The organism is Candidatus Defluviibacterium haderslevense (genome assembly GCA_016712225.1).
GTDB classification, from domain to species: Bacteria; Bacteroidota; Bacteroidia; order Chitinophagales; family Saprospiraceae; genus Vicinibacter; species Vicinibacter haderslevensis.
Genome location: JADJRL010000003.1, coordinates 4,834,804 through 4,853,256 on the forward strand (window position 1 = coordinate 4,834,804; position 18,453 = coordinate 4,853,256).

The window sequence follows — 18,453 nt, forward strand, 5'->3', positions numbered from 1 at the left end:
GAACAAAACGCAGGAAAGCAAAGTCTCTATGAATGTTGTATTTCGCCATATTGAGTATTATATTAGTGATGAAAGAAATCCAATTGCGATAAGAATTTCTACCACTGTTGATATTAAAATTCCTTTGCTAACACGACCACCACTTAACTCATACAAGCCTGAAATAGCTAAAAGCACGGTGATCGTTGCACCTCCAATAGCAATAGCTTCTGTGGTTGGAATATTTGTTCTTGCTAAAAATAGTAAGGTAGAAAGTCCTAAATAAATAACCCCATTTCTTCGGGACATTACTTTGGCTTCATCGGGTGCTTGCATACCCCACTGTTTCAACATGGTAGTACTTGAAAATAAAAAACCTAAACCTAGACCAAATGTGGCAATTGATGCAATTAATGCGATTGTTGTAAATGTCATATTTCTATTTTTTTAAAATTTCAGTAAAAATATGCACAAAACCACAAACTTGAATCATTAGTGTATAGACTAGCAAATAATTTTTCAATAGCGTATATTTACTTTATGTTAATAAATGAACTGTTAAAGCGAACAGGCATTACAACCTATATCCATACTTGTCCTGATTCATTAAAATAATCAATGACAGATCAGGAAGCCTATTTTGTTATTCTTTTATCAGAAGTCTTGATTTATAAGTCTTTTGCTGGGGTGGCATTTGTATAAACGGATTATTGTTATCTATCTTTTGTGTTTCCCTTTAGTTTTTCGAGTGTTGATACTAACCAATCCTCAGGTATTGTTTGCTCTGTTCTATTTTTATTTATTTTTCGTTCAATAAGCTCTATAAAATCCTTATCATCCAAATCTTCTATAGATTCTAAAGTTAATGAACTCAAATTATCAGCTTTGTTTAATTCATTTTTTAAAATTTCTTTTATTCGGTGATCTTTTCGCTTAGCCAAACCAGCAATTGCTTCATCCCGAGTAGTTTTATTTGTGTCATTAACTCTTTCCCATAAAGCATGTCTTATTTCTAAATTATCAAGTGTAGTTTGTGAACCTATTCCAAAAGTTGCCCAATCTCTAATATCTGAATCTTTATCATTAGAAAGTTGTATCAGGGTGTTTATTGCATTGTCGTTTTCAACTCCTGATAACGCAAAAGCCAAGCTATATCTAATTGTGGCGCTTTTGCTATACTTGAAACGACAAATTATATCAATTTGATTATCAGTTAAAATATCGTTATTGTTTCCAATTCCATATAAAATAGAGCTTATCACATTTATACTGTTTTTTGATCTAAGTAGATTGAAATAATTTTTTAAAGTCTGCTTTTTATGTTTACTTGGATAACCAAATTGAGCTAAAATGTTAATTCCGATTACTTTCACATGGTCGTCATTTGAATTTGTTAATTCGGTTGCCTTTTGATAAATGTCAGTTGACTTTCGTTTTCGTAACTCACGAATGTAATTCCAATAATTAGATTTAGACTTGTTATTCAATAGTCTAGTAAAAATTTCTTCATTCGAAAAAGTTGGAATTTTTAACACTTTTGTTGTTTTAAAATGACAGAAAACGCAATTGGCATATAAGCTGCAACACTACTTCATTTGTAGTCAAAATTAAGAAATAAGTTTTACATCACAAAAAAATATAAGAAAATGATTATAGTTGCAAGACGATGGAGAGTCTATGCCATGTTATTGGCTGTTTTTATGAAGGAATCTACTACATGATTTTATGGATCAATTTAAGTAATCTAAAATTCTTTCAATTGCTTCTCTAGTCAAATTTGGAAATTCTACGCATTGAGGCGAGTTTCTTTTATGTTTATTTTTACTCCCCAATTTTAAATCTTTTCTATTTGTTAAAAAAGTAACAATCCATTCAACTGATCTTCTGGAACTAATGTTCACTAATGCCGGCCCAGTAAGATCCCACCTTTTATTGTGACATGCAGCACAATTATCGTTAAATATTTTTTTTCCTGATGCAAATATTGTTTTATTAAATTTTTCAAATGTTAATGGCGGGTTCATAGCACTATCGCTTTCTGCAAATAGAATAGATTTAAAAATATCCAAAATCATTGCAGTACCTGGAATATTGTGTCCACTAATAACAAATTTTTGTTGTTGATCTTTGAAGTTTTCAATACTCATTCCAATTTCGCCTTTGCCATCTTGTTTTGGAATAATAATATAAGCAATAAGCCCATTAACAGTATCCTTCGCAAGTTTGTGATTTGGTATATCTTCTTCATCCAAATTACATATTGAACGGCTGAACCAACCTAAATCAAATGATAGAGTATCCCGTTTATCAGTCAGTGCACCAGCATAACTATCAATTCCATTCTGATCTATTATTATCCAATCTGTAGGCGTTTTTAATTTAAATGGTCCAAAATCTAAAACATGAAATTTTGGGTACTGCATTCCAAACAATATAAATAGAACAATTGTGAAAGCTAAAATCTTCAATTTATTTAATATTAAAATAAAAAATGAAACGTCACAAACTACAATGGAAAGCAACACTGATAGCATCTACCTCCTTTCAACAGAACGAGCTCTATGATCTGGTAATTGGTTAAACTATCATATCAAATAGATAATCATTTCCAAAGCAATATGCTATTCAAAGTATAAAAATAATACTTAAATTTAAAACTTTCAATATTTATTTGGAAAAACATGGTAATTGTATATTTTTTAAGCTACTATCTTGAAAAAGGAAAATTTCCGGACATTTTATTGGCATTTAATTTATTTAAAGTTTGATTAGACATTAATCAACTTTTGGTGAAGTTTTAATAAAGCTCATAGGATATCTAAACTTGTCCTGATGCATTAGAATAATCATTGATGGATCAGGAAGTCTATTTTGTTAATTTTTTATCATAGTTCTTGATCAATATGGCTTTGGCTTAGGGTGGCTTTTGAATTTACGGCTTAATGTTATGTGCAGGCCATCAAATTTTGAAATGGCAATTGGCTCTCTAATTCAAATCAACTCTTTGCTGCTTACCTCTTAGTCACTTTATATTTTTCGGTTCTGTTATCAAAAGCAGGGAATGTTCCCTCAAGAATTTCAACAACACTTTTATTAATCGCTGGGTTCTCAATTGCCCCAGTGGTATAACTTACCTTATTAGCATCTTCTTTGGTTATCTTAATATGAATAATTTGCTCTGCATCACAAACAATTGCCAAATTAGGGTTGTGAGTGACAATGATTATTTGACGTTTATCTTTTACTTGCTTTATAAATCTCCCAATAATTGTATAGACACTTTGATTGTCTAAATTTTCCTCAGGTTGGTCTATGACTAATGGAATATCATCATTATCAAGCAATAGGTAAAAAATCAGAAGCAAAGCACCTCTTTCACCTGGAGACAGTTCTGATAATTCTTTGTCGCCTAATTTTAATTTGTAAATGGGACTTAGATAATCTAATGAAAAAAGGAAATTGTAGAAATCTACTGGACCATAGCCTTTCTTCAGTTGATCCAGAAGATTGCGTGGTGCATTGTCTTGGTCTGTTCTTTTGTCATGAAATAGGTGGGTAATAAGGTCCTGAATAAAAAGGATAAATCCGTCTTTAGTATTAAGCTCAGAAACTTCGATTATTTGTTCCAATTTCTTATAGCCATCTTCTTTTCCAATAAAACTTCCTTTCGAACCTACGCTTATATGGTCAAAGAATTTTTCTATGAATCCTTGGAGATGTAAGGAAACATCAAGTTTAATTTTATAATTTTCAGTTATATTGCTATCAGCGTCAATAAAATCTGTTACAGGCTTAAAAAGTTGCCTATATAAGTTTAATATTTCATTCTTTTTATCATAGAGATTTTCAACAAGTATTCTACGCGCATTTCTAGCTGTTTCAAATTCGGCCTTGAGATCACAGTCGATAAATCGTAATACTTCTTCGAAATATGTGAGAGATCCTTCAATGTGTTTTTCGCCTACGATTGTGGCTCGACCTGCTTCCCAAACTTTAAGGTTGCTCAAATATTGCTGGTGCAATTTAGAAGGTTCGTCTAATTTCTCTTTCAACGAGGTGATTTCAGCATGTTCAGTTTTTACTTGAGATGGTAAGCTATTTTCTTCATTACCAAGTAAGTTGTTTACCGCAATTAACTCTTTCTGCTTTTCGAAAATTAGTAAAGATATTGGTTTGTTGTTAACATTAAAAAGAATAATGTTATCAATTGCAATATTGTACTTTTCGTAAATTGGCTTCTGAGCAACTATAAACGAGGAAATCTCGTTGGATAAATTTGATAATGCTTGGTTAGCTTTAGTGAGTTCGTTTATTGCAACATTTAATTCTGTTTTTTCTTGGTTTTTTTCAGCAATAGTTTTTTCAAGCTGAAGCAACTTTTCTCTATGACTTTCAATCTGTTTGTTTATGGCATCTTGCTTTTCACTATTTTGTGGCATTGGCACAGTAATTGGTCTAATCTTGTCATGAGATTCAAGTTCTATCTTTTTCTTATCATGAGAGTCCTTTATTGTTTTTCTATAATTTGGATTTCTTTTAGATTCAATATCCGCAATTCTATCATTAAGTGTTGTGATTTCGTTTTTGATTTTGTTTATACTCTGCTGAATGATCTCACTTTTATTAGATATTAATTCATCAAGTGAGTTAGCTCCAATTCTATCACTTTGTGGGGTATGAGAAAAAATAATTTTCCGAAGTTCCCTTTCGAAATCTATACTATCTTCTACAGAACATAATGTTTCGAGAAAATTCTGTGGAATATATTTAACCTTTTCTGTCAAACTTCGATCGACATCATCACTTAGACACTTAATATTAGTAGTGCCATTTCTCCAAGTTAAAGTAGCTTCAAACTCTTCTGCTTTATTCGAAGGTTTCCTTTTTCTAAACTTATCACTATTTAAGAAAGAAAAGTTGTCAGCGTTATGGGTGTTTCCACATAGACCGATAATATCAGCCAATGCACTTTTACCATTTCCTTTATTACCAATAATAGCGACTAACCCAGCGTTAAGTGAAATATCAAGACCGTCAAACCATGTTTCAGTTAAGGTGGAATCCGGATTTTTTGTTATGCTAATTTTTTCAATAAATTTAGTTGGATTGCCCTCAATTCTACTTATTAGTTCTGGTTTTTCGCCAATGAAGAGCCTGTCACGTTCATATAGAATTTGTTTTAATCCTTCGAAAGAGGGGTCAGATTTTATCCAAGTATAGCATTTTCCTATCCGATCTTTCATTGGCGCTCTCGAATTATGATGCGCATCACTGCAATCCAATAAGAGATTATTTACATTTTGTTCTGTTAGTTTTTCTTGTGCTTTATAAAAGGCTGGAATACTCTCAGATGATGTAAAAACTATGTGACATTTATTAATTGCATCTTTCTTCTCCGCAATACTATTATCGTTCCAAGAAAAAGCGTCCCATTCAGTTTTCCCAATAGCAATTAGAAATTTATCAGTAAAATATGTCGAATTTTCTAAGAAAGAAATGATTTCTTTTTCATCACAATTAAGATTATTAAACCCCTCTTCTAAATCTGATCCAAAATGTTGCAGTTCTTCTGCTGGAACTCCATCTTTAATTTTGCGACCAAGATCAGTCAAACTTTCCGGGGTAATTAATCCACCCCATGTGATTCCACTATTTAAGCCTGGTGTCAAACTATATTTAGCGCTCAAGCCATTCAAAAATTGAGCTTGGATAATTTCTGGTGAAACCTCGTCAGAGAATATTATATGGAGATTAATTCGCTTGAATTGACGATTTCCAGCAAATTTCTTAATTCTAAATTCAATTACTGGAAGTATAAGTTGAATATTTGTTAATCGTCCTCTGGATTTATAATCAAGAACTTTTTTGTAGCCATCAATAAAAATATAGTCGTTGATTCCTATGACTTGGATTTCCTTTGGAATACTTTCAAGATCTTTAATATAGGTTTCCCAAACATCATCATCTCCGTCTGCTTTAAACGATTGAATAAGTGAAGCGGGAGTATGTACATGCAAGTCCCATTTTCGCCATTTAGACCCTCTTTTATCATTCATAGTGTTTATTCATAGTATGATACAATTGCTCAACTTGTGCAAAACCAATTTAAGCGCTAGTTTTTTATTAATAATTCGATCAATTTTATCATCTTTATCTTGCTTGAGTCGATACCAATTTCTATAAGTGAATTTTTGAGTTTATCATTTTGTTCATCAGTATAATATGAAACAGTCCAAGTTGAATTGGCTTGCACGTTTTCTTTAACTTCTCTAAAATATTTTATGTCTACTGGTGAAATAGAGTGTCCTAAAACAAATACTTCGTCTATGGAATTCAAATGATTAAAGAATGCCCGATTTTCATTAATAATTGCATCTGTGTTTTTATATGTATTTTCAAAATAGTTGTCTAAAATTCTATTTCCTTCTGCAACACGAACATCTACATCTTCCCAATCAGCTTTATTGTCAAAAGAGTTCTCTGGTGTCGGCTGGCGACTATGACCTAAAATTAAAGTTGATTTTTCGTCAAAGGCTTTATTGTGAATGTAGATAATGTTGGAAGAAAATATTTTGTACGCTTTTTCAAGTGTGTTAGTATAATTGAAAGTAAGATATGTAGAAGAAGTTGGGAGTTTAAGTTGCCCAGAACTTGGAATTTCAAGACTTAAAATCCATGTTGTAAAAAGTTTCCTTAGTGTGATAGTAATAACATCTATTGCTCTTTGAACTTCGTATTGATAGTCGTGGTGATACGCTTCGCTCCAATCTTCTACATTATATGAAACAAGATAGTTTGATGCATCGTCAACGATTTTGTCCGTGTCAATATACGCAAGCGTATCTTCAAACTCTGACCATAATTCGTCTGAATTAAAATATTCGTCAAGTGCTTCAAACAATTTGTTATCATTGTCTTCAACATAGTTTTTAAAATCACTATAACGTGAATTTACACCGTGAAAAATGTCAAAGCCATTACCTATTATGTATAGTTGTTTGTTGTTCATTTTCTATTCTTTGATAGTCGTTCTAAAATTGATTTTAACATTTCGCTTTAACAATATGATACTTAAAACATGCGTTTATTTTTAATACTTAAAGATAATTAATCATTTGATTTTCATTTATTAAATTATATTAGAAACAAAATTGATCCAGACTAATATAACAATAAATTCTGGGGTAATTAAATAAGTAAATCCCTCTAACTTAGTTTACAAGCATTGAAATGCACATATATGATATTACAGCAATTTACTTTTAAATTTAATATCATATAATCAACTGAATACTATAAACCAAAAAGCCTAAACACCCGTTATTATAAATCCATACACCTTCCCTACTCCCACTTGACAAATATATCCAAACTTATTTGATTGTTTTATAATTCCTGCAGAATTTATTTATTTAATCAGCACTAGACTGCAAAATTTCTTCTGCATTTCAACCCATTCAACTACTTTAAGGTTTAATGGAGGATTCCTAATAGGATGTTTGAATGGAGCCAAAAGCTTTAAGCTTCATATGGAATGATGATAAGCATTCCTAATAAGTTCCATCTCACCAACATCAAATCCTTAAAAACGCCCAATTACCCCAAATAATTAAGTACAACTCACAAGCAAGTATCTACGGTCGCTCTACCCTCGAGGTACGGCTGGGGTACCAAGCTGTCTTGTCCTAAAATAGCTATACAGGTTAATAAATAAATCCTAAAATGACTATGCAAATATAATTTTTAATCCTAAGTAAGGTATACAGTGTTTAAAAATAGTATTTATTATAGTTTTTCCACCTTTTGGGTAATGTTTCAAATTGTAGATGAGCTTGATCAGGAGTCAAATAATCACAACTTCCATGAGGCCTTAATTCATTGTAGGCTTTAATGGAATGTTTAACAAGATTATAAGTTTGATCAAATCCCAAATGAGTTTGATGAAGATTAAATTCAGTTTTGATAATACCATTTACTCTTTCTGCTAATGCATTTTCATAAGGATCTCCATTGTCAGTCATACTAATTTTAATATTATGTTGATTAAGTAAATGAACATATTGATGTGAACAATATTGAGAACCTCTATCCGAATGATGAATAATGGGATGGTCATAAATTCTATTATTTAATGCCATTCGTAAGGCCTCAACACACCCTTCTGCCTGTAAATCATTACGAAAACAGTAACCAATAATTTTTCTGGAAAAAGCATCTGTAATCAAACTAAGATAGCCCCAATAGTTAGTTAATCTAATATAGGTAATATCACTTACCCAAACTTGTTCGGGTTTAGTTATAGTAATGTCTTTAATGAGATTGCAGTATTTTTTCATCCAGTGTTTTGAATCCGTAGTAATGGCTTTTCTTTTTCGTTGTCTAATCATCAATTTATATTCTGAAAGTAAATCAAAAAGATAATCTCTACCAATTTTTATATTGTGAGATTGAAGAGTTGGTTTTAGTAAATGAAATAATTTTCTTGTACCAAGTCTGGCAAGTTGTTTTCTAATGGAAATAACTTCTTGAAGAATTATGTCATCACGGATACTAATTTTTTGCTTAGTCCATAAATGGTCATAAAAAGCATGTCTAGTTTTGCCAAACAGTTTGCAAAGCCTTCCGATCCCTATTTTAGGATTGTCTTGTTTTGTTTTAAGGACTGCTTGGCACCAGACTTTTTTCTAATATCAATGTTGAGTTGTTCTTCTGCAAGATCAATAAGTGTATTAAGAGCCTTGATTTTAAGCTCAGCTTCTTCTAAAGCCTTTTCCAAAGCTAGTTCGTTTGAGCCTATATTTTTAGTTAGATTTTTAGACATCACTTGTCCATTTAACTCACAAAGTTGGTCATTTTCATTTTTAAATTGAATAATCCAATCTCTAATTAATTTACTGTTTTTAATCCCATATGCATCTTGAACTTCTTGGATGCTCATTCTTCCTTGCTCAATGGCACTTACAATAGTACGTTTTTGGAGCTTCGAATAGCTTTTCCGCTTGATATTGTCCTTGTAGTGAATTGATCCGTAATCTTTCATCCATCTATCAATAGATCTCTTTCCTAATCCATATTGGTCTTGCAATTCCTTCCGTGGGTGTCCGGATTCAATATCGCTAACGATCTTTAAGATTAAACGCTTGTCATATCGACCTTGCTTTTTCCTGGTTTGTGCATTAAATTCCTGATCCTTTTGTACCATAAACAGTTTTTTTGTGTATAGTTTTTTTAGGACGGGTCAAGCTCAAATAATGTAGCTCGTCCACTTATAACTTTAGCTATCAATATTAAAATTTTTAAAAAAAAAACAAGACAGGCCAAATCATTTTTGCATAAAGAAATTCGTTTAATTAATTCACGCAAACTGTTTTTGATCATAGTCAAAAAAGGCAATTCATTCCCATTTTACCTCATATATCCAAAAATATTAGAATCCTGCACTTAAAGTGTGGCTTGGAGGATACCAAACCTACCCCAGCGTCGTGGATACTTGCTGGAGGGTTGTGCCAAAGTTCATGTGAGACTATGGATACATTCATTAGCACAACACTTAAGTCTGGGCATACGATAGATTACTCAAGTGATTTATAGAGCCTATTTAATTCAATATATTTTGGCGTAATGTAGCCGCTACCTTGAAAGGTAAAAATTATTGAGGTACGCAATGACTCCCCTACTCCTCCCCCATAAACGGGTAAGTATAATCCATCGGAGGATTAAAGTTTTCTTTGATGGTTCTTGGTGACACCCATCGGATCAGATTGAAGACCGATCCCGCTTTATCATTCGTACCTGAAGCTCGGGCACCACCAAATGGTTGTTGCCCTACCACGGCCCCGGTAGGCTTGTCATTAATGTAGAAATTCCCTGCAGCGTTTCTGAGTTTCTGACTGCTCATTCGGATGACCTCTCGATCCTGCGCAAAAATCGCTCCCGTCAATGCATAGTCTGCCGTGTTATCTACTAGCTCAAGGACTTGATCATAATCTTGATCTTCATAGACATATATCGTCAGTACCGGACCAAATAGTTCTTCGCACATGGTTACATATTTAGGATCCGAAGTCAATATAATGGTCGGTTCTATAAAATACCCTACGGTCTTATCACAATGTCCACCACACAGGATTTTGGCATTCGTATCTGCTTTGGCCTGATCGATGTAAGACTTCAATTTGTCAAACGCTTTTTCGTCGATCACCGCATTGATGAAATTTCTAAAATCTTCCGGACTTCCCATTTTCATATCCGCGATGTCTGCCAGTAATTCGCGCTCTACATCCGGCCACAAGGTCTTCGGGATGTAAGCCCTGGAAGCGGCACTGCATTTTTGGCCTTGAAATTCAAAAGCTCCACGCGACAAAGCCACAGCCACTGCTTTGGCATTTGCGGAAGGGTGAGCTAAGACGAAATCCTTCCCCCCTGTTTCACCAACCAGCCTTGGAAAAGACCTGTAGAGGCTTAAATTTGAGGCTACCGTGGCATTTATAGAGCGGAATACTCCCGTAGATCCCGTGAAGTGTAATCCGGCAAATTCCCGGTGTTTAAATATTTCACCACCTGCCGTAGATCCATCCACAAAGACCAGATTAATGACCCCCGGTGGCAAGCCCGCCTCTTCGAGGATTTCCATAATCAGCGATGCGGAGTAGATTTGTGTTTCTGCGGGTTTCCATACGATGGTATTGCCCATCAGCGCAGGAGCACAAGGCAGATTACCGGCTATAGACGTAAAATTAAATGGTGTCAAGGCAAATATAAATCCTTCCAATGGGCGATATTCCATCTGATTCCAGATCAAAGGCGCGGATATAGGCTGGATCTCATAGATCTGTTTTAGAAAAGCCACATTGAATCTCAGAAAATCACAGAACTCACACACCGCATCAATTTCTGCCTGAAATATATTCTTCGATTGGCCCAACATGGTCATGGCATTAGTACGCGCACGATAAGGACCAGCGATAAGATCAGCAGCTTTGAGGAATATGGCAGCCCGATCCGACCAAGGCATCATTTCCCAGGCTTCCTTTGCAGCCAAAGCCGCCTGTATGGCATCATTGACCTCCTTCGCACCTCCCTTGTAATAATATCCCAAGGTATGATTCAATTCATGAGGTGGAAATATTCTCTTGCGTACATCTGTCTTGATGCGCTTTCCGTTAATGGTCATCAAGACCTCTAGTTCCTTGGATTTAAGAGCTGCAAGTTCCTTTTTGACCGCTAATTTTTCCTTAGATCCCGGACCGTAAGGCAGTATAGGTTCATTAACCGGATTAGGAATGTGGTGGATGATATTACTCATATTCTTTACATTTAGGCTGCAAAGAAACGATCATTTTTTGACACTGACAAGATCGGGTACAAAAGCAGAAATATCCCCTCCGCCCAGGATCAACTCCCGCACGATGGTAGAACTGATGTGACTGAGTTCGGGTTTCGCAATGAAGAATAGCGTTTCCAGATCGGTAGCTATCGTATTGTGGATCTGCGATATGGTTCTTTCATAATCGAAATCCGTAGCATTTCGGATTCCCCGGACCAGATATTTGGCTCCCACTTTTTGACAAAAATGCAGGGTCAATCCTTCGAAATGATCCACTTTCACCTTGGGCTCATCCTTGAAGATCTCCTGAATCCAACGTATCCGTTCATCCAAGGAAAACAAATTCTTCTTTTGAGAATTGATCCCGATCGCCACAATGACTTCATCAAACAATGGCAACGCCCTTCGAATAATATCGATATGTCCGAACGTAATTGGATCATAAGACCCGGGTATGACTGCAATTTTCACCCCACAAAATTAAGGTAATAATTTGGGATAATACGATTACACCAATAAAATGATCTTTTAATGTTTTGGGCGTTCCCTTCGGGCGGGCTATCCGCTCATAGTCCTCGTCTCATCTCGTCTATACCTGTCTCGTCGAAGTATGAGACGAGACGGGCTATCCGCTTCTATCCCTAACGCAACCGAGAAACTCTGCAAGATAAAATCAAACCACTGCTAGACTATTTTCAGAACTTCTTACTCTCCTCAAGTAAACATAATCTTCCATTAAGCAAACTCGCAAATTAAATCCTATGTAAAATACATGTTAATTTGTAGACAGAGAAATTTGATCCGGCCTTAAAGGATAAGCCGTTAAAAAATGATGCAATGAAACCGTTAAAAATTCAAAACTGTTTGAGCACAACCAAATGCTAAAAAAAGAACAGGAATGCGAGCTGAGCAAGTGTAAAGCCAAACAAAAAGAACAAAAGGTCAATGGCGAGTTTTTTGAATTTAGGTTTCATGGAATCATTTTAGGCTTAGACTTTACAGCCTAGAATTTTTGGTTCTTTTTTTTCATGAAAAAAGAACAATAAAGTTTTAATTAAATCGAAAATTATTTTTGAAGGATTACCATCAAACAAATTAATTTTTCAACTAGATTTCTAATTGCATAAAACGAAGGTCTATGAATTGAGAGTAAATTTATTATTCGTTTCCCATCAACATAAACATTTATCACAAATTAAATCTTTCCTTGTCTATCTAAACAAACACTGTTTTTGGTTAACCAATTAATGAACAAGTAGAGTAGATTAAAGCACAATAATATTATCAATGAAACAATGGTTTTGTTAACTTAATCTCGAAATAAGTTTTAAACAAGTATATTGAATCTACTTTTCCATTTCGAATTAAAGTATTACTCCTAGTGTACTGCTTGAGCCCTTCCCTAATTAGATAACTGAACGATTCCATCGAGTTCTTCAGACGAGATGGATAAAGTGTGCCAACACTTTAAGTGATGGAACGCGTTAGCGAATATTGGGTTGGGATGGGTTCTAAAACCTCATCAAGGGCTCTAAAAGCTCGACTTGGGTTCCATATTAAATCCTGTAAAACAAATCATAATAAAAATAAAACTCACCCCCCCCTACACCTTTATCCTAAACGCCTGCAACTTCTCATTATTATTCGCCCCAATAATTACAGACTTATCTTTAATCTTGATGATCCGCATTTCACGAAGATCATTAAACAATTTTAGTCCTGATACCGGATTCACCAATGGTGCATATTGCCCACCTCCGACATTGAGTAGTATTTGGCCTACGCTGGCGTCATTCCGCACCGTCTCTACTTCGCGATTGTAATAATTTCCACCCAACAATATATCTTTCACACCATCCTGATTGAAATCATAAAACGCGATACTTTGGACCGTAGATATTTGTGCTTCTGCAGGTAATTCTATTTTTGTAAAACTACCATCTCCGTTATTCATGAGTATGATGCTGTGAAACTCAGTAGCCATTTTTTGTACGGTGCCATCCATTTTTCCATCGAGAATTTCTTCCAGTGAAGCTTTGGCAAACTGATCATAATTGGAAAATTTCTCAGAAATAAAAGGCATCTGTTCAGAAGAACATTGTCTTCCGCGTACTGGAAATAAAGTACCATCAGGATCTCTTGAAGCTAAGTAAGTATCCCATGTTCCATTTTGATCAAAGTCATTTAAATAAACATAAAAGGGCTTCACCATGCTTGCTTTAAACTTGATATTCGTACCTAAATTTCCAAGGACCAAATCTTCATTACCATCACCATTCAGATCGCATTTCTGGATCGTATTCCACCAACCAAATAAACTGTCGGTTTTATAAGATGCAGATTTTTCTTTGAATGAAGATTTCTCATTGATAAATATTCTTACCGGCGACCACTCTCCTACGATAACCAAATCTTCATCTTTGTCCTTATCCAAATCAATCCAACAAACATCTGTAACACATTCAAATGGTTTCGCTAATTCAGGAATAAACGCTTCGGTCTTATCTTCAAAATTTCCTTTGTTATTGATCAGTATTGCACTGCGTTCTGACACGCCATATTTTCCGGGAATCAAACGACCGCCAACAAACAAATCCAGATCTCCATCCAGATCTATGTCTGAAGATCGTACAACTGATTTACTGAAATATAATTTAGGTATGCGATCAGTAGCATCTGTGAATACACCTTTCCCTTGATTCAAATATAAATGATCGCCATATAAATTGGAACCCGTAGGAAATTCATTACTTCCGGACGCAGTATAGATATCCAGATCTTTATCGCCATCAGCATCAAAAAAATGCACATCCAAAACTTCACTGGCTTTGTATTTCATCCATGGATTTGAAGTAGAAGGCACAAATGATCCTGCCGCATTTTGAATGAGTAACTGGCAGTTGGAACCTGCTGCGCCTCCCAGGAATACATCATCCATTCCATCACCACTGACATCACCGGTTTCAAGTGCAGGTCAAAGCGTGGATTGTTTATAAGGGATCAATACTTCTCTTTTGAAATCATTATAGCTATTCTCTGCATGAGCTGCATTTTTAAAACATTCTTCAGTGATTTCATCCGTGAGTATAAAAGGTACGATTTGAAGTAATTGTTCTTCCATTGTTGTAGTTGCATCTTTCTCATACAGTGTCGTCACCGTATTTTTTTTGATGTTGTCGACGCGCATGTATTTACCACTTGGCCAGCGAACAAAAATAGAATCCACATGATCGTAATCCCCAATACCAAAATGTAAAATCGGTTCTGAACAAGACATATATCCTCGGGCATTAATGATTTCAGCCATTTGGATTTTGCCCTCACCATAAGCTGCAAGAACCCGCGCACCGAATGATTTTAGATTTTTGCCTTCACCGACCAATTTGATTCGGATACCATTTCCAATATGTTGTTCTATGGTTTTATTTTGATAGACAAAAGCTTCTTCATTCATATTATTAACCACCATATCCACATCTCCATCATTATCGAGATCGGCATAACAGGCACCCTGAGAAAATGTTGGTTCGTCGAATCCCCAATCCTTGGACATGTTCGTAAAATGCAAACCGCCGTCATTTCTGTACATATAATTTCTCAATGGAACAGAAGGTGCTTTCTCCATAATTTTTAATCTCGAGATACTCTTATCCTGAAATGCTTTAACAGCATAACTATTGAAATCTCTGTTGCGGATATCTTTCAATATTCCATTCGCAACAAAAAGATCTTTATTTCCATCATTATCAAAATCGGAAAAGAATGCAGCCCACGACCAGTCTGTTTTCGCTACACCTGCCATTTGTCCAATTTCACTAAACAAACCATTGCCCTGATTCAGTTGCAGGGTGTTAAACATGTATTGATAATTATTTCCGGCATTCACGATTTTCCAAAAATTTTCAGAACTCATGCCTGCCATATTGGTCTTATTCCTATAATGATCTTCAGGGGTCATGTCTGCAACGAATATATCCAGGAATCCATCATTATTGATATCCGCAGCATCAGCACCCATACTAAAATTACTGATGTGTCGTAATGCATAATTGGCTACATTGATAAATGTTCCATCGCCTTTGTTGATGTATAAATAATCTCCGTATTCATAATCATTCGCAACATAAATATCCGGAATTCCATCATTAAAAAAATCACCGATCGTCGCACTCAGACCGTAAGCAAAATTTTGTATTCCAGCTTGTACGGATACATCCGTAAATGTTTCATTTCCATTATTTTTATACAGGTGATCGGAATATTGGAAATCCGGTTTATTCGTTGCCATGAGTGCATTTCTGGTTGCTGTGTGGTTGGGTGGTTGGTTAACCACGTATAGATCCAAATCCCCATCCAGATCATAATCAAAAAAGGTGCCCTGAGTCGAGAATCCGGGATCATCTACGCCATATTCCTTAGCCTTATTCGTGAAGGTATTATCCTTGTTGTTGATGTACAGTTTATTTCTTCTCAATTCCGGATCCAAATAGAAACTATTGCAGATGTAGATATCATCCCATCCATCTGCATTCACATCCGCTATCGTAACGCCGCCCGACCATTCATTACCACCTTCAATACCGGCAGACTTAGAAATGTCGTCAAACTTGAATCCGCCTTTATTCAAATATAATTTTTCAGGACCCTGGTTAGAAATAAAAATAAGATCTTGAAGTCCGTCATTATTCACATCCAATGCAGCACATCCACCACCTGTATAAATCCCATCATAAATCAAGGCATTCAATTCTTCAGTCTCGGTCAACTGGTTATTGAATGTGATTCCGGTAGCACTACTTTTTAATCGTTCAAAAAGTGGTCCTTCGCTGGTTTTTTTTACTTCCTGACCCTTTTCTTGTTTGCAAGAAGTAAAACTGACTAACTCAAATATGGAAAATATTAAAATAAAAATAATATTTATTCTGTACAACTTCACGGTTTTATTCATAATCTCGCCTTAATTATATATTACAAATTAATATTGTATTAATTTCTAAAAGAGGGCTAAATTACTTGAATTTCAGGACTTTTTACCTTATTTTTAATCACATGTAAGCCTTATGTTCGATTGGGTATTGGTAATCATTAAAAACATTAATAATATTTTATAAATAACTGGACAAGCTAAATAACACCAATAACAACTCAATTAACCCTTTTTGGCATGTCCCTAATCCAACAGAAAGAATATATCATCCTTTTAGATCATATTTCGTACCACTCAGAACATTAGACCTGCGAATCAAGGTCACACAATTATTGCATTCTATTTTTGCAGAGGTGTATTAATATTTAATATATCAACCAGAGGTAAATACAATAAACTTTCAAAATCATGATGAAAAAACCATTACTCATAATCTTTATTTTAATTGTATTCAAATGGCATGCAGTTGGTCAATTAAATACACTTGAAAATATAGATCAATTGGATAAAGGCGGTTTAAAAAAGACTTTAAAAAATTTCATAAAAGATTTCTACGATTTTGGTGATCCCTTTCAAATGGGTGGCGGCGTCTCATTAAATCTAAGATCATACAATAATAATGGTGCACCATTGCGTCAGGATCCATTCTTCTATACTTTGGGTGCGAATCTGAATTTTAAAATCTATCAGATTGATATTCCTTTTTCCATGGTGATGACTGCAAAAAATACCAATAAATCCTATCCAAGTCTGTCAGATATGATCAATTCCTTAAAGGATCAGGCAAAATCTAAAGTAAATGGCTACGCGCGTTTTGGTATTAGTCCACAATATAAATGGGCCAAATTGCATATAGGCCATCGCTCGATGAATTTCTCGAAATACACCATGAGTAATTTGAATTTTTTTGGCACTGGCTTGGAATTAAATCCTGGCAAAGTAAGATTAAGTGGTATGTATGGTCGATTGGCAAAAGCAGAGCCCATCAATCTTTCACTGACTTCCCCTAATCTTCCCATTTATAAAAGAATTGGGTGGAGCACCAAACTTGGATATGGAGACGATAAGGCATCAGCGGATATCATTGTATTCGCAGCAAAAGATGATGAAAACTCTATAAGTATTCCTGCTGTATACCCTAAGCAAAAAAGTCCTGAAGCCAATTTTGCTGTAGGCATTCAATTGCAAAAATTGCTTTTAGAAAAAATTAGACTAAAAGTAGATTACACCAGAAGTGGTGTCTCACCGAATACCTTAGATGCAGAATCTGACAAAAAGAGTCTTACGAATTTTTTATTAAAACGTAGAAATACAACTTATTATGGAAATGCTTTGGAGGGATCCGTATCCTTTGAAGGCAAAAACCAAAATTCAGGATTGTCCTTTAACACAGTGGATTCCAAATTCAAAACATTTGGAGCTTATTTTTTTAATACAGATGTATTCGATATTCAAGGTTTTACTCATTTTGGTCTTTTTCAAAGTAAATTAAATACTTCCCTCAAACTGGGAATCCAAACCAATAATCTAGACGGTGAAAAACCCGCTACAACAAAAAGATTGATCTATGACATCCAAACCGGATGGGCTGATAAGGCTTTTAGTGCGCAATTTAATTACACGAATAATTCATCCACTGTAAGTTATATTCTCAATCAACAATTGGATTCCTTGAATGCAGTTGTGGTCACAAAAGATATAGGTGCGAATTTGAATTATGTAATCCCGTTTAAAAGTGATCATGTTCACTCCATAAGCCTCACTGCAAATATTCAGGATGTCAGTGATGATATTGAAAAACCCAATCGAATTTCCGTATCAAAACTATTTCTGATCAACGCAGGATATACACTAAAAACCAAATCTAAGTGGCTGTTCGGCATCAGAATCAATCACACGAAAAATGAAGTTCCACTTACGGAAGTGACCCGTTTTGGTCTGGGCGCATCTGTTCAAAAATCACTGCTAAAAGAAAAATTATCTTTAGGCTTCAACAGCAATTATTATAAAAATAATAATTCCCTAAAACAAAAATCTTCGAATACCATACTGCAACTCACACTAGGTGCAAAACTATTTAAAGGCGCATCGCTACAATTTGCATATGGCATATTACGCACTTCTTCCGATGTGACATCAACATTTACTGAAAGCATAGGTAATCTTGGCTTACAATATCAATTTAATTATAAGCCAGCTAAGAAAAAATCAAAATCCTAAA

General features: G+C 34.7%; 12 protein-coding genes. 1 reads left to right on the forward strand and 11 read right to left on the reverse strand.

What is annotated here, in order from left to right:
* Positions 1–57: 57 nt before the first annotated feature.
* From IPK88_18915 to IPK88_18965, 11 genes are all read right to left on the reverse strand, one after another.
* On the reverse strand, positions 58–414 hold the full coding sequence (locus tag IPK88_18915) for a hypothetical protein (GenBank protein MBK8245506.1): 357 nt from the start codon (positions 412–414) through the stop codon (positions 58–60).
* Positions 415–692: 278 nt separating this feature from the next.
* Entirely contained in the window at positions 693–1,514 is an 822-nt protein-coding gene (locus IPK88_18920; protein ID MBK8245507.1) for a hypothetical protein, read from the reverse strand.
* A gap of 195 nt (positions 1,515–1,709) precedes the next feature.
* The gene (locus IPK88_18925) at positions 1,710–2,402 is read right to left on the reverse strand and encodes a cytochrome c (protein ID MBK8245508.1); all 693 of its coding nucleotides are present in this window, start codon (positions 2,400–2,402) and stop codon (positions 1,710–1,712) included.
* A gap of 588 nt (positions 2,403–2,990) precedes the next feature.
* Positions 2,991–6,035, reverse strand: a complete 3,045-nt coding sequence (locus IPK88_18930) for an AAA family ATPase (protein MBK8245509.1) — start codon at positions 6,033–6,035, stop codon at positions 2,991–2,993.
* A 56-nt stretch (positions 6,036–6,091) separates the two neighbouring features.
* The gene (locus IPK88_18935; protein ID MBK8245510.1) at positions 6,092–6,988 is read right to left on the reverse strand and encodes a bacteriophage abortive infection AbiH family protein; all 897 of its coding nucleotides are present in this window, start codon (positions 6,986–6,988) and stop codon (positions 6,092–6,094) included.
* Positions 6,989–7,748: 760 nt separating this feature from the next.
* Positions 7,749–8,612 carry an IS3 family transposase gene (locus IPK88_18940; protein ID MBK8245511.1) on the reverse strand — a complete coding sequence of 288 codons (864 nt, stop codon included), beginning with the start codon at positions 8,610–8,612 and terminating at the stop codon, positions 7,749–7,751.
* A complete protein-coding gene (locus IPK88_18945) occupies positions 8,609–9,181 on the reverse strand; it encodes a transposase (protein MBK8245512.1) in 573 nt (190 codons plus the stop codon). Before IPK88_18945 ends, IPK88_18940 begins: the two co-directional genes overlap by 4 nt.
* Positions 9,182–9,652: 471 nt before the next feature.
* Entirely contained in the window at positions 9,653–11,284 is a 1,632-nt protein-coding gene (pruA, locus tag IPK88_18950) for an L-glutamate gamma-semialdehyde dehydrogenase (GenBank protein MBK8245513.1), read from the reverse strand.
* A gap of 30 nt (positions 11,285–11,314) precedes the next feature.
* Positions 11,315–11,776 carry a pantetheine-phosphate adenylyltransferase gene (coaD, locus tag IPK88_18955; protein ID MBK8245514.1) on the reverse strand — a complete coding sequence of 154 codons (462 nt, stop codon included), beginning with the start codon at positions 11,774–11,776 and terminating at the stop codon, positions 11,315–11,317.
* A 1,132-nt stretch (positions 11,777–12,908) separates the two neighbouring features.
* Complete coding sequence (locus IPK88_18960) at positions 12,909–14,243, reverse strand: VCBS repeat-containing protein (protein ID MBK8245515.1); 1,335 nt, start codon at positions 14,241–14,243, stop codon at positions 12,909–12,911.
* A 36-nt stretch (positions 14,244–14,279) separates the two neighbouring features.
* Positions 14,280–16,253 (reverse strand): CRTAC1 family protein, encoded by a 1,974-nt coding sequence (locus tag IPK88_18965; GenBank protein ID MBK8245516.1) that lies wholly within the window; start codon positions 16,251–16,253, stop codon positions 14,280–14,282.
* A gap of 387 nt (positions 16,254–16,640) precedes the next feature.
* On the opposite strand from IPK88_18965, the gene IPK88_18970 reads away from it, so the two are divergent.
* Positions 16,641–18,452, forward strand: a complete 1,812-nt coding sequence (locus IPK88_18970) for a hypothetical protein (protein MBK8245517.1) — start codon at positions 16,641–16,643, stop codon at positions 18,450–18,452.
* Position 18,453 lies beyond the last annotated feature (1 nt).